Genomic DNA, 13,455 nt, shown 5'->3' with positions numbered 1-13,455 from the left:
TTCAGGCTCGAAAGTGATGTCGCCCACGAGATCGAGCGCCGCCCGCTCGGCGCTTGATCTTACAAACGACATCGCTATCAAGGCAGGTACCCGGCAGCCCAAGCCGCCGTCACAGCCAAACACTCTGACAAGCATTTCAGATATTCCCTACAACCCGGATATGGTGATTCCCAGCCCGAGGAAATACCCTACAAGTCCTGTCGACTGGCGTCTGATTGTTCCTGGAAACACTGCCACTTAGTCTTTCCGGGTCGCTGAAATGTAGCGATGCGGGTGTGGAAACCCGGTCAATCTTCAAGTGCCTGTTGTAATGGCAGCTGTATGCGGGAGGCCTTTTGGCCTACCGGGTCCTTGAAGACCGGTTTTCCACCCTGCATACAGTTGCCGCCCTTCGTGTGGAAACGGCGGTGGCAACTCCTTTAGCCTTCAAGGAATTGCGATAACGATGACTACTGAAGACACCCAATTCACCGTCGGCAAAACCACGTTCTTCCAAGGTGAAAACCAGACCCATCCACTGTTTCGCATCGAAGCAGGCATTCCGTGCCGGGACGCCCGTGACCAGGCATCCGAATTGATGGGCTATGTGCGGGAGCTGACCATCGTCGGACTGATGGATGAGAAACCCATGATGATCTGGGCTGCGCACTACCTAAGTGCGTTGGCCAAGGCGCTGATGGATGATGCCGAGTTAGGCATGTCGCGTTGAGTTTGGTGTCACTGTTAACCGCTAAAGCTAGTAATTGCTCCATACACTAATGGTTGACCTCCCCACCTATCGCATCTTGCCCCGGCACACCGAGGCAACGGAAGGTTTCCCACAGCCAATTGCCCTAAGAGCCACATGAGCTTCGGAAAATCTTCTCAATCAGCAACTACCCTATCCTATCGAACTCACGACACCAAATGGCTAATGTCTCCTTGCCAACCACCATTACCTGGCCAACAACGGTTAAGGCAATGCACAAGACTTGAGACGCAGCCAATGCTAAAAGATTTCGCATCAAGTGACATATGCATACTAGACAACGCCATTACACACGAGGAACAAGTCAAACTTAACAACGCCTTCTCACATACCCTTTGGCGATATGACTGGCCAGTTAACTCTACGCCCTTCGCTCGCCCCTGCTGGCATTTCTTCATTGCAGGGAGCAAGCGTGAATCACTGGAATGTTGTGAACAAGAACTGGCTGCAAGCGAGCGCTGGGGATTCCTCATCAACATCTGGAAACGTCTATGTGCTGAACACATGGAAAACTCTAAACTCATCGGCGTATATGCAAACGGCCAGACCGCTGGACAGGACAGTCCAATTCACCGAGACAACCTGCAAAGCGAGCCGGGGCATACCGCAGTCCTTTTCTGTAACGACTATTGGGCAACGACATGGGGAGGTGAGCTTTTATTCTGCAATAACGCCAAGACTGACGTTATCGCTGCGGCGTCACCCAAACCAAGACGCATTGCAATCTTCGACGGTGAAATGCCGCACCGAGCTAAATCACCAACCATAGACTGCGATCGTCTGCGCACCACCATTGCTTTCAAGACAATAAACAGGGATTTTAAAATATGACTAAACGGGTCGAGATATTCGTCGCCCTGGTGGATAGGGTGGGGAGGCCTGGATTCCAAGCAGGCGCAGCTGCCGCAGTTCACGATCAGTTCAACACTGACAAGCAGGGTTTCACACTTGTGGTACAGGGTGCCCAGACAACCAGCGCAATTGCTTCTGTACTGTCAGTTACGCAAATGACTGCAGGCGCAGTTCCGTTTATAAATATCGTCACCAACACCCTGGCGGGCACGGTAACCTTTCTGAAAATTGTTGCCGAGTACCAGCCTGACGACGAGCCGAATATAGGGGACTACGTCAGCCTTGTAGGTAATGTAGCAGGCGTCGTAGCGGGTTTCGCAATACTAATAGCCGCACCTTGGGTCGCAGGCACTCTCACCGCCATATCACTGGGAGCCAGCTTAATTGGAACTTACAATTCGGCACTGGCAGAAAAAATCCAAACAACAATCACTCCTATAATCGACGCACTCATTAAACACGACATAACGAAAGAGACCGCAAATCCGATACTGGCGCCGAATCTGACAATAACAGACCCACAATCTATACATGAGCATTTTGGGGGACTAATACAAGTTATCACGTGGAACCCGGACACGTTGGAGATCAAACTGGACACCAGAACTTTAGAATCCTTCACTATCAATCAGCCAATAATACAGCCGGGAGGTGTCAACTCACCTATTACACCCCCTAACCCTCCTGCAAATGGAGGGGGAGCTTCGATAACAATAGGAATCGAAAGCGTTAATGGGCAAGTACCGACAGGACCAATCCCCTCGATCACCACTACAATAGGTGGAGGCCAAGACAAATATGCCTGTTGCTCCGCTCCGCAGCAAGATAAATACCGTTAACCAAAGCGAACCGATGGATTTTTTCCGATGCTGACTTGGTCGTCGTGGCTCCAAATGATGCATGCTTTGGAGCCGGCTAAACGGGTGACCTCCCTGTTATTCGTAGGCACTTTTTTTGCCTGTCTTGCACTCGCACACCTTACAGTGTGGAAAGAAGCACCAGAGCCTGTAACCGCTCCTTGGGTAAGTGTTAGGGCAGCGTTTGCATCCGCACCTGAAACCTGGGATTACGACAGGTCGCTTTACACTTTTCGTATTGCATACAAAGAGCCAAGCGGACAAGTCATCCAACGTCGGGTATATACACATAAAGCACGTTATGACGCTGCCAACATGAACAAGAAGACACCGCTCTTTGCCGAGATCGAAGATGCTTTGACTGGGCCTATTATCAGGCGGCTATCGACCGGAAGCGGAGTCCTGTACGAGCCAGCGCTCAAGGAGTATGTGATCGAAAAATACAACCGCAGTCTTTTGGAGGGAATTGTGTTTTTCTCATTGCTGAGCCTGGTTTCATTTATCGCAGCAGGCGTAATGCACTGGCAAAACCGGAAGCGCAAAATGCAATCCGAGATCAGCCAATAGCAATTGTATCTGTGCGGTTTTACCCGCCAAGCAGCCAACTTGGTGGATGGCACCGGCTTTGCCGGTGTTCGCGGCGGTTCGACGCCTGGACATGCTCGCTCCCACAGGAGTCGCGCTTGGCTTGCCGGCGATCGGCTGCAATACAGCCCTCTATTTGCCGTCAGCGCGGCTCCATGTGGGCAATCATCAACTGCACACTTTCATTACCGCGAAACTCGTTCACATCCAGTTTGTAAGCCAACTCGACCCAACGCACAGTCGGGTTCGGCCACACTTCGCGGTCGATGCCGAAGGCAATGCCATCCAGCCGTACCGAGCCACATTCGCTCTTGAGCACCACCTTCAGGTGCCGCTCTCCGACCACGCGCTGCTCCACCAACTGGAACACACCATGGAACAGCGGCTCAGGGAAGTGCTGGCCCCATGGGCCGGCATGGCGCAGGGCCTTGGCCAGGTCGAGGTGGAACTCCTCTACCGCCAGGCTGCCGTCGGACAACAGCCGGCCAGTCAGGTCTTCTTCGCGCAGTTGACGCCGCACCTCTTCATCGAACGCTTCGGCAAACGCCGGGAAGTTAGCCTCTGGCAACGATAACCCGGCAGCCATGGCGTGGCCGCCGAACTTGCTGATCAGTTGCGGGTAGCGCGCCGCCACGGCATCCAGCGCATCGCGAATATGGAAGCCCGGTACCGAGCGCGCCGAACCTTTGAGCATGCCTTCACCGGCATCGGCAAAAGCGATGGTCGGCCGGTGGTAACGCTCCTTCAGGCGCGAAGCCAGGATACCGATCACGCCCTGATGCCAGTCCGCATCGAACAGGCACAAACCATACGGCATCGACTCCACCGGCAGGTCCTTGAGCTGGGCCAAGGCTTCGCGCTGCATACCCTGCTCGATGGACTTGCGGTCCTGGTTCAGGTCATCCAACTGCTGGGCCATGTCCTGGGCCAGCGCAGCGTCTTCACACAGCAGGCATTCGATACCCAGGCTCATGTCGTCCAGACGCCCGGCGGCGTTCAGCCGTGGGCCGAGGATGAAGCCGAGGTCGGTCGAAGTGATGCGTCGATGGTCACGACGCGCCACTTCAAGAATGGCCTTGAGGCCCGGCCGGGCGCGGCCAGCGCGGATGCGCTCCAGGCCCTGATGCACCAGGATGCGGTTATTGGCATCCAGCGGCACCACGTCGGCAACACTGCCCAGTGCCACCAGGTCGAGCAGTTCCCCGATATTCGGCTGCGGCTGCGCTTCGTAACGGCCGAGACTGCGAAAGCGTGCACGCAGGGCCATCAGAACGTAGAAGATCACCCCTACCCCGGCCAGCGACTTGCTCGGGAAGCTGCAGCCCGGCTGGTTGGGGTTGATGATGGCATCGGCCTCGGGCAGCTGTTCGCCCGGCAGGTGGTGGTCGGTCACCAGCACCTTGAGCCCGGCAGCCTTGGCGGCGGCCACCCCATCGACACTGGAAATGCCGTTGTCCACGGTAATCAGCAATTGCGGCCGACGCTGCAGTGCCACCTCGACAATTTCCGGGGTCAGGCCGTAACCGTACTCGAAGCGGTTGGGCACCAGATAATCGACATGGGCCGCACCCAGCAGGCGCAGACCCAGTACCCCGACAGTGCTGGCGGTAGCTCCGTCGGCATCGAAGTCACCGACGATGAGGATGCGCTGGCGCTGGTCGATGGCTTCGACCAGCAGGTCCACACCGGCCTCGATGCCCTTGAGCTGCTGGTATGGCAGCAGGCGCGCCAGGCTCTTGTCCAACTCGGCCTCGCTCTGCACGCCACGCGCGGCGTACAGGCGGGTCAGCAAGGGTGGCAGGTTACCCAGAAATGGCAGGGTCGGCGGCAGCGGGCGGGGTTCGATACGCATGGGTTGCTTCAACCACGCTCGCCGAGCAGCCACTGCAGTTGTACTTCATGCTGGCCACGGTCGTCAGTCACGAATACCGTACCTTCACTGATCATCACGTCCCACTTGATGCTACGCGGCATGTCGGTCGCCAGGGTTTCCAGCACCTCTTGCGGCACAGCGGCAATGCTCAGGTTCTTCAGGTTCTTGACCGCGCTCACCACTTTACCCTCCCACACTCGCAGGCTGCCGTAAGCCAGCAAGCTGGTGCGTTCGGTGCGACGCGAACACCAGGTCAGGCGATCGGCATCGGGCTGGCCAACTTCAATCCAGTGCAGCACGCGATCGTCCAGGCTCTTTTCCCACAGCGCCGGCTCATCGACATCCGACAGACCGCGGCCAAACGACAAGTTCTCGTTGTACCAGAGCGCGTACGCCAACAGACGAACGGCCATACGCTCTTCGGTTTCCGAAGGGTGCCGAGCGATAGTCTGTTTGACGCTTTCGTAGACGTTGCGATCAAGGTCGGTGAGATTCAATTCGAACTTGTAGGTGGTGGACGGCTGGGCCATGGTCGACGGGCTTCGTGCAAAAGAAAAGTGGCACAGTCTAACTCATCCACACTTTCCTTGCGCCGCAGCAGTACCCGGCGAAACCGACGTGTGATAAAACCACGGCTCTGCCCAACTGCCACGGATGCCCCATGTCGACGCCCAGCAAACCCCTCGCCGGTCTCAAAGTTGTCGAACTCGGCACCCTGATCGCCGGGCCGTTCGCTTCGCGAATTTGCGCCGAGTTCGGTGCCGAGGTGGTCAAGGTCGAATCGCCCGATGGCGGCGACCCGCTGCGCAAGTGGCGCAAGCTGTACGAGGGCACCTCGCTGTGGTGGTTCGTGCAGGCCCGCAACAAGCAGTCACTGACCCTCAACCTCAAGCACCCCGAAGGTCGCGAGGTGCTGAAGAAGCTGCTGGCCGAAGCCGACATCCTGATCGAGAACTTCCGCCCAGGCGTGCTGGAAAAGCTCGGCCTGGGCTGGGACGTGCTGCATGCCCTGAATCCACGCCTGGTGATGGTGCGCCTGTCGGGCTTTGGCCAGACCGGGCCGATGAAAGACCAGCCAGGCTTTGGCGCGGTAGGCGAGTCGATGGGCGGCCTGCGCTACATCACCGGCTTCGACGACCGCCCACCGGTACGCACGGGCATTTCCATCGGTGATTCGATTGCCGCCCTGTGGGGGGTGATCGGCGCGCTGATGGCGCTGCGCCATCGGGAGGTCAATGGTGGCCAGGGTCAGGTAGTGGACGTGGCGCTTTACGAGGCAATCTTCGCCATGATGGAAAGCATGGTCCCGGAGTTCGACGTGTTCGGTTTCATCCGCGAACGCACCGGCAACATCATGCCCGGCATTACCCCCTCCTCGATCCACACCAGCGCGGACGGCAAGCACGTGCAGATCGGCGCCAACGGCGATGCGATTTTCAAGCGCTTCATGCAGGCCATTGGCCGCGACGACCTGGCCAATGACCCGACTTTGGCCACCAACGATGGCCGCGACCTGCGCCGCGACGAGCTGTACGGGGTGATCGATCGCTGGGCCAACAGCCTGCCGCTCGAGCAGTTGATGCAGGTGCTGACCACCGCCGAGGTACCCGCCAGCCGCATTTATTCAGCCGAGGACATGTTCAACGACCCACAATACCTGGCGCGGGAAATGTTCCTGCAGGCCAGGCTGCCGGATGGCAAGCCGTTCAAGATGCCTGGCATCGTACCCAAATTGTCGGACACACCCGGTTCAACCGAGTGGGTTGGCCCGGCGTTGGGCGAACATACCGACGCGCTGCTTGGCAGCCTTGGGTACGACGCGGCGGCCATCGCCAACCTGCGCGCAGCAGGCACGGTCTGACTCTGGCGCTGCCCGGCCCCATGCGCGCTGTCCGCTGGTTACGTCACCTGCTCCTGCTGTGCGGGCTGCTGCCCGCGTTGGCACTACCCCCTGCCTGTGCCAAGGAGCGCATCTTCTGGCTGGTGCGCGACCTGCCGCCGTTCACCATTTTCGACGGCCCGGAAAAAGGCCAAGGGGTGGTGGACCAGCTGTTGCCACTGCTGATCGGGCAGATGCCCGAGTACGACCACAGCATTGTGCGTGTCAACCGCGCCCGTGGCATCCAGATGCTGCAAGACCGCAGCAACTTCACTTGCGACCCGACCCTGCTATGGACCCCGGAGCGTGCCAAGTACGTGCGCTTTTCCATGCCATCGCTGGGCGTGCTCAGCGGCGGCCTGGTGCTGCGCAAGGAGAACCAGGCGCTGGTGGCGCCCTACCTCGACGGCCAGGAAGTAAACCTGCATGGGCTGCTGAGCGAGACACCGCTGAAGCTTGGAATTGTTGCCGAGCGCAGCTATGGCACGCAGATCGACAGCATCCTGCGCCAGCTGCCCGATACGTCGCTCAGCCGCCACTATGGCAACGACGCCACTGCCAACCTGCTGCAAATGCAAAAACTGGGGCGCCTGCGCATGGTGCTCGGCTACTGGCCCGAGGTCCGCTACCTGATCCAGCAACAAGGCGGGGTACTGGCTGATTACCAGTTTCATCCGGTGCAGGGGGTGGACCGTTACCAGTTTCTGCACGTGGGTTGCTCGGACAGCCCTTTGGGGCGCGAAGCGATCGCGCATATCGATCAGCTGTTACCTGCACTGCGCCGGGATGTGTTGCCGGGGCTGTATGCGCGCTGGCTGGACGCGGGGTTGCATGAAGGCTATCTGCAAGAAAGCAAGCGCTTCTTCGAGGACCGGTAACACCCACATAAGCGCGCAGTTTGCATAAAAAGAAACCCCGGGCGCTGGGGAAGACGCCCGGGGCCAAGCGAAAGTCCTTGGGGACTTCCCGTGACAGCCTTGCCAGCGCCGGAGCAAAGCGCTGGCTGGCTGCCCCTACAGTGTCTGATAAGCCACTCAGGCAAAGGTTCCCTGCGGTTGCTGGCGCTGCTGGAGTGCTGCAATCACACAAGGTTGCAATCGCCCCTCGGCGATCTGCAGGTCACGGTGCAGACCATCCACCAGATCGATCAACAGGCGTTGCTCCTGCAACTGCCGCTCACTGACGGTGCGCTGCAAGGTGATGCCGGCGAGGGGGTCGTGAACGGTCAGTTGGCGGTTACCGCTGGCATCTGCGATGCCAAGGTCGGTCTGGTAGGGGCTCAGGGCGTCGTTGAGCAGGCTGCAGATTCTTTCCATCCGGATCACTCGCTGCGTGGTGGGATATAAAGGAACTGACCAACAGACGCAGCGGAAAGTTCGTCATGCCGCGCGTTGTTCAGTGAGCATGCGGGGCTGACATGACAGTTTGAATACGCCGCCCTGGGCGCACCTGCAAGGTTTGCAGGGCGTGCTGCAGGCGCGGCATCGACAGCGGCCAGGGCAGCTCCGCGAGTACCCAAAGGCCTCTGTTTCTCGCCTCTTGAGCAAGGTCATGGCACTTGGGAGCGGCCTGGCCGACGAACAGCAGCGCACGTGCAAGGGGCTGCCGGGCCAGCAAGGCAAGGCCGGCCCTGGTGGGCATGGCATGGTCGAGGATCACAAGGTCGGGACGACGCTCAGCGACGATACAGGCATCGAGGTCGGTGGTGCTGGCACTGATGCGCACGTCGAAGACGCCCTGGGCATTCAGGGCCTGGTGCAGGAGGATCTGGTGAGATGGGCGCGCCTGGTGGATGAGTACGGAGGTCTGGTGCATGAGCCGCTCCTGGTAGCAGGACCGACTAAGTTAGGCGCTGCGCTTGGCGACCTACATAGGGCGTTTCTGATAGCGCTGTAGGAAAAGACCGAGAACCTGGGGCCGCTTCGCGACCCCAGGGACCAACGCGATTACAACGGTTTGCCGCGGTTGCCGTGCTGGCTGACAAAGCCCTGTACCGCCTTCAGGTCATTGGCCAGCACTGTGCAACGCTCTTCACGGCTGAACAGGTCGCTGAGGTGCGCTGGCAGTTCCAGTGCCTTGCCCACACCGGCCTTCTCCACCGCTTCGGGGAACTTGACCGGGTGCGCGGTACCCAGCACCACCATCGGCGTGTCCAGACTGCGGCGGCACTCGCGAGCGGCCTTGACGCCAATCGCAGTGTGCGGGTCAAGCACTTCACCGGTTGCGGCAAACACTTCGGCGATGGTCTCGCAGGTTTGCTCGTCGCTGACGGCCAGCGAGTCGAACAGCTTGCGCGCTTCGGTCCAGCGGTCTTGCTCGACGCTGAAGCCGCCACCTTGTTTGAAGTTGTCCATCAGCTCGGCAATCGCGCCACCGTTGCGGCCGTGCAGGTCGAACAGCAGGCGCTCGAAGTTGGACGAAACCATGATGTCCATCGACGGCGACAGGGTCGCATGCAGGGTTTCCTTGACGTACTGATTGCCGCTCATGAAGCGGTGCAGGATGTCGTTACGGTTGGTGGCGACGATCAGCTGGCTGACCGGCAGGCCCATGTTGCGAGCCAGGTAACCGGCGAAGATGTCGCCGAAGTTGCCGGTTGGCACCGAGAATGCCACCGAACGCGCCGGGCCACCCAACTGCAGGGCTGCATGGAAGTAGTAGACGATCTGGGCCATGATCCGCGCCCAGTTGATCGAGTTGACCGCCACCAGGCGGGTGCCCTTGAGGAACGACTGGTCGGCGAAACTGGCCTTGACCATTTCCTGGCAGTCATCGAAGTTGCCTTCGATGGCGATGTTGTGGATGTTGTCACCGAAGATGGTGGTCATCTGCCGGCGCTGCACTTCCGACACACGCTGGTGCGGGTGCAGGATGAAGATGTCGACGTTGTCGCAACGGCGGCAGCCTTCGATGGCGGCGGAACCCGTGTCGCCACTGGTGGCACCGACAATAACCACGCGCTCGTTGCGCTTGGCCAGCACGTGGTCGAGCAGGCGGCCGAGCAGTTGCAGGGCAAAGTCCTTGAACGCCAGGGTCGGGCCGTGGAACAGTTCCAGCACCCATTCGTTGCTGTTCAGCTGGCGCAGCGGGGCCACCGCTGCATGGGCGAACTCACCGTAGGTTTCTTCGAGGATTTTCTTGAAGTCGGCATCGGCAATGCTGCCTTCGACGAACGGGCGCATGACCCGGAAGGCCAGTTCGTGGTACGGCAGGCCAGCCCACGAGGCGATTTCTTCCTGGGTGAAACGTGGCAGGTTTTCCGGCACGTACAAGCCGCCGTCACTGGCCAGGCCAGCCAGCAGCACGTCTTCAAAATTCAGGGCCGGTGCCTGGCCGCGGGTACTGATATAGCGCATGGGTGCAAACCTTCGATGCTGAGGCCCGGGCCGCACCGGCGGCCCGAGAACAAAATTAATTGAGCTGTTCGACGCGGATACGCACAACCTTGCCGACCACGTCCTGCAGGGCTTCCAGGGCGACGATGGCATCATTGATGCGCTGCTCGACCACGCGGTGGGTCAGCAGGATCATCGGCACCAGGCCGTCCTGCTCCTCGGCTTCCTTCTGCATGATCGACTCGATGTTGATGCCACGCTCCGAGAGGATGCTGGCCACCTGGGCCAGGACGCCCGGGTGATCCTTGGCCTGGATGCGCAGGTAGTAGGCGCTTTCGCAGGCTTCGATCGGCAGGATCGGGTGAGCCGACAGCGAATCCGGCTGGAAGGCCAGGTGCGGCACGCGGTTTTCCGGGTCGGAGGTCATGGCACGGACCACGTCGACCAGGTCGCCGACCACCGACGAAGCGGTAGGCTCCATGCCGGCGCCAGCACCGTAGTACAGGGTTGAACCGGCAGCGTCGCCGTTGACCATGACGGCGTTCATGACGCCGTTGACGTTGGCGATCAGGCGGTCGGCCGGGATCAGCGTCGGGTGCACGCGCAACTCGATGCCCTCGGCGGTGCGGCGGGCCACGCCCAGGTGCTTGATGCGGTAGCCCAGCGCTTCGGCGTAGTTCACGTCAGCGGTGGTCAGCTGGGTGATGCCCTCGGTGTAGGCCTTGTCGAACTGCAGCGGGATACCAAAGGCAATGGATGCCAGGATGGTCAGCTTGTGCGCAGCATCGATGCCCTCGACGTCGAAGGTGGGGTCGGCTTCGGCATAGCCCAGCGCCTGCGCTTCGGCCAGCACGTCCGGGAAGGCACGGCCCTTTTCGCGCATTTCGGTGAGGATGAAGTTGCCAGTGCCGTTGATGATCCCGGCCAGCCAGTTGATGCGGTTGGCCGACAGGCCTTCGCGGATGGCCTTGATCACCGGGATGCCACCGGCCACGGCTGCTTCGAAGGCGACGATCACACCCTTCTCGCGGGCCTTGGCGAAAATTTCGTTACCGTGCACGGCGATCAGCGCCTTGTTGGCGGTGACCACGTGCTTGCCGTTTTCGATGGCCTTGAGCACCAGGTCGCGGGCGATGGTATAGCCACCGATCAGCTCGATGACAATGTCGATCTCCGGGTTGCTCGCAACTTCGAACACGTCAGCGGTAATGGGGGTACCGGTAATCTGGCAGTTCGGGTTCTGCGAGCGCATGGCGATCTGTGCCACTTCAATACCGCGCCCGGCACGGCGGGCAATCTCCTCGGCGTTGCGCTGAAGTACATTGAAGGTTCCGCCACCGACGGTCCCCAACCCACAGATGCCTACTTTGACCGGTTTCACTGTGAACTCCCCATTGAACGGCCGGCACCTTTGCCGACCGTGAAACATGCCGTCACCCCATGACGACGGCGTACTGAATTGGATTACTTGGCCAGCGCCAGCTTGGCAACCTGCGGTGCCGGCTGGTAGCCCGGAATGACCTGGCCGCTTTCAAGCACGATGGCCGGCGTGCCGTTGACACCGATCGACTGGCCCAGCTGGAACTGCTTGCCGACCGGGTTGGCACACTTGGCAGCCTTGATTTCTTCGCCTTCGACCATCTTGTCCATCGCCGCACGGCGGTCACTGGAGCACCACACCGCCTGCAACTGCTGGTCACCCGGCGAACCGAGGCCCTGGCGCGGGAAGGCGACATAGCGCACTTCGATACCGCGGCGGTTCAGCTCAGGCACTTCGGCGTGCAGCTTGTGGCAATAAGGGCAGGTGGTGTCGGTGAACACGGTGATATGCGACTTGGTTTCACCCTTGGCAGGATAAACCACCATCTCGGCGGCTGGAATGCCGTTGATGAGCTTGGCGATGCCCTGGCGTTCGGTCTTTTCGGTGAGGTTGACCGGCTTACCGTCCTGGATCTGGAACAGGTAACCCTGCATGACGAACTGGCCATCGGCACTGGCGTACAGCACGCGACCGCCCTGCAGCTTGACTTCGTACAGGCCATTCAGCGGGCTGCTGGCCACGCTTTCCACGGGCACTTCGAGCTCAAGGTTTTGCAACGATTTACGGATGGCCTGCTCGGCACCGGCATTGCTGTCGGTGGTCGCGGCAACGGCAAAGGTACTGGCCAGCGCCAACGCGGCGGCGGCGAAAAACTGGGTCACGCGCATGGGAACTCCTGAAGGCGGACAGGGGCCGGGGGACGTCACCTGCGGAAAATACGCGGTGAACATGCGGCCCTTGGTGCAAACCGCCCAAGCCTACCACATCACACTGCCGGTGAAGGGGCTTGCAAGGACCGGTCGGCGGAACATGAAAAACATTCATCCACGGGGATGATGCTGAGCGTGCAGTTGCTGCAGCCGGGCCTTGGCCACGTGGGTGTAGATCTGCGTGGTCGAAAGGTCGCTGTGGCCCAGCAGCATCTGCACCACACGCAGGTCGGCGCCATGGTTGAGCAGGTGGGTGGCGAAGGCATGACGCAAGGTGTGCGGTGACAGCGGCTTGTCGATGCCGGCCACGCGGGCGTGGTGCTTGATGCGGTGCCAGAAGGTCTGCCGCGTCATCTGCTCGCCGCGCAGGCTGGGGAACAGCACATCGCTGGGGCGGCCGTTGAGCAGTTCGGCGCGGCCATCGCGCAGGTAGCGCTCCAGCCACACCACCGCTTCTTCGCCCATGGGCACCAGGCGTTCCTTGCTGCCCTTGCCCATTACCCGCAGTACACCTTGGCGCAGGTTGACCTGGTCGAGGGCCAGGCTGACCAGTTCGGTGACGCGCAGGCCGCAGGCATACAGCACTTCGAGCATGGCACGGTCGCGCTGGCCGATGGCCTCGCCCAGGTCCGGAGCTTGCAGCAAGGCCTCGACATCCGCTTCGGACAGCGACTTGGGCAATGGTTTGCCCAGTTGCGGCATTTCGACTTGCAGGGTCGGGTCAATGTCCACCAGCTTTTCCCGCAGCAAATAACGGAAGAAGCCGCGCAGGCCGGACAGGAAGCGCGCCGTCGAGCGTGGTTTGTAGCCTTGGTCAAGGCGCCAGGCCAGGTGGTCGAGGATCAGCGCTCGACCGGCGTCGGGCAGCGACACCGAGTGTTCCTGCAACCAGCCATTGAACAATGCGAGGTCGCTGCGATAGGAAACGCGGGTGTTGTCGGACAAGCCTTTTTCCAGCCACAGGGCATCCAGGAACTGGTCGATCAGGGGGTGGTCTAGGGCTGGCATGAAATCTCGGTGGCAAACGACGAAATGGCGCTTAGTCTTTCATAACAACGCTGGCATAGGGAGCCCGC

Annotated in this window: 14 protein-coding genes; 6 read left to right on the top strand and 8 right to left on the bottom strand. The window is 60.2% G+C overall.

Features of this window, described 5'->3' with window-relative positions; translation table 11 throughout:
- Nucleotides 1-445 precede the first annotated feature (445 nt).
- The 4 genes from E8E68_RS01185 (at nt 446) to E8E68_RS01170 (ending at nt 3,024) form a co-directional block, all read left to right on the top strand.
- Nucleotides 446-709 carry a DUF3077 domain-containing protein gene (locus E8E68_RS01185; protein ID WP_266028336.1) on the top strand — a complete coding sequence of 88 codons (264 nt, stop codon included), beginning with the start codon at nt 446-448 and terminating at the stop codon, nt 707-709.
- 276 nt (nt 710-985) lie between these two features.
- The gene (locus E8E68_RS01180) at nt 986-1,579 is read left to right on the top strand and encodes a 2OG-Fe(II) oxygenase (protein ID WP_266028337.1); all 594 of its coding nucleotides are present in this window, start codon (nt 986-988) and stop codon (nt 1,577-1,579) included.
- Nucleotides 1,576-2,439, top strand: coding sequence for a hypothetical protein (locus E8E68_RS01175; protein WP_266028339.1), 864 nt, complete (start codon nt 1,576-1,578; stop codon nt 2,437-2,439). Before E8E68_RS01180 ends, E8E68_RS01175 begins: the two co-directional genes overlap by 4 nt.
- Before the next feature lie 27 nt (nt 2,440-2,466).
- On the top strand, nt 2,467-3,024 hold the full coding sequence (locus tag E8E68_RS01170; protein WP_266028340.1) for a hypothetical protein: 558 nt from the start codon (nt 2,467-2,469) through the stop codon (nt 3,022-3,024).
- A gap of 160 nt (nt 3,025-3,184) precedes the next feature.
- Here the strand turns inward: E8E68_RS01170 and recJ are convergent, their stop codons facing one another.
- On the bottom strand, nt 3,185-4,894 hold the full coding sequence (recJ, locus tag E8E68_RS01165; RefSeq protein WP_280339237.1) for a single-stranded-DNA-specific exonuclease RecJ: 1,710 nt from the start codon (nt 4,892-4,894) through the stop codon (nt 3,185-3,187).
- An 8-nt stretch (nt 4,895-4,902) separates the two neighbouring features.
- The gene (locus tag E8E68_RS01160; protein ID WP_003252169.1) at nt 4,903-5,445 is read right to left on the bottom strand and encodes a YaeQ family protein; all 543 of its coding nucleotides are present in this window, start codon (nt 5,443-5,445) and stop codon (nt 4,903-4,905) included.
- Between the two features lie 131 nt (nt 5,446-5,576).
- On the opposite strand from E8E68_RS01160, the gene E8E68_RS01155 reads away from it, so the two are divergent.
- The gene (locus E8E68_RS01155; RefSeq protein WP_266028343.1) at nt 5,577-6,776 is read left to right on the top strand and encodes a CaiB/BaiF CoA-transferase family protein; all 1,200 of its coding nucleotides are present in this window, start codon (nt 5,577-5,579) and stop codon (nt 6,774-6,776) included.
- A 20-nt stretch (nt 6,777-6,796) separates the two neighbouring features.
- Nucleotides 6,797-7,672 carry a TIGR02285 family protein gene (locus E8E68_RS01150; protein ID WP_266028345.1) on the top strand — a complete coding sequence of 292 codons (876 nt, stop codon included), beginning with the start codon at nt 6,797-6,799 and terminating at the stop codon, nt 7,670-7,672.
- Nucleotides 7,673-7,828: 156 nt separating this feature from the next.
- On the opposite strand, the gene E8E68_RS01145 is transcribed toward E8E68_RS01150, so the two are convergent.
- The 6 genes from E8E68_RS01145 to xerD all read right to left on the bottom strand — a co-directional run bounded on the left by E8E68_RS01145 (nt 7,829) and on the right by xerD (nt 13,387).
- A complete protein-coding gene (locus E8E68_RS01145) occupies nt 7,829-8,110 on the bottom strand; it encodes a DUF3509 domain-containing protein (protein ID WP_266028346.1) in 282 nt (93 codons plus the stop codon).
- 79 nt (nt 8,111-8,189) lie between these two features.
- Nucleotides 8,190-8,609, bottom strand: coding sequence for a histidine kinase (locus E8E68_RS01140; protein WP_280339232.1), 420 nt, complete (start codon nt 8,607-8,609; stop codon nt 8,190-8,192).
- 131 nt (nt 8,610-8,740) lie between these two features.
- Nucleotides 8,741-10,150, bottom strand: a complete 1,410-nt coding sequence (thrC, locus tag E8E68_RS01135; RefSeq protein WP_266028349.1) for a threonine synthase — start codon at nt 10,148-10,150, stop codon at nt 8,741-8,743.
- A 55-nt stretch (nt 10,151-10,205) separates the two neighbouring features.
- Entirely contained in the window at nt 10,206-11,510 is a 1,305-nt protein-coding gene (locus E8E68_RS01130) for a homoserine dehydrogenase (RefSeq protein ID WP_110748022.1), read from the bottom strand.
- An 83-nt stretch (nt 11,511-11,593) separates the two neighbouring features.
- On the bottom strand, nt 11,594-12,337 hold the full coding sequence (locus E8E68_RS01125) for a DsbC family protein (RefSeq protein WP_110748018.1): 744 nt from the start codon (nt 12,335-12,337) through the stop codon (nt 11,594-11,596).
- Between the two features lie 153 nt (nt 12,338-12,490).
- Nucleotides 12,491-13,387, bottom strand: a complete 897-nt coding sequence (gene xerD / locus E8E68_RS01120; protein ID WP_110748015.1) for a site-specific tyrosine recombinase XerD — start codon at nt 13,385-13,387, stop codon at nt 12,491-12,493.
- Nucleotides 13,388-13,455: the final 68 nt, after the last annotated feature.

The organism is Pseudomonas sp. BN607 (genome assembly GCF_029871175.1).
Classification (GTDB): domain Bacteria; phylum Pseudomonadota; class Gammaproteobacteria; order Pseudomonadales; family Pseudomonadaceae; genus Aquipseudomonas.
The sequence above is the reverse complement of the archived record's forward strand: the minus strand, read 5'-3'. Positions and strand labels throughout refer to the sequence as shown.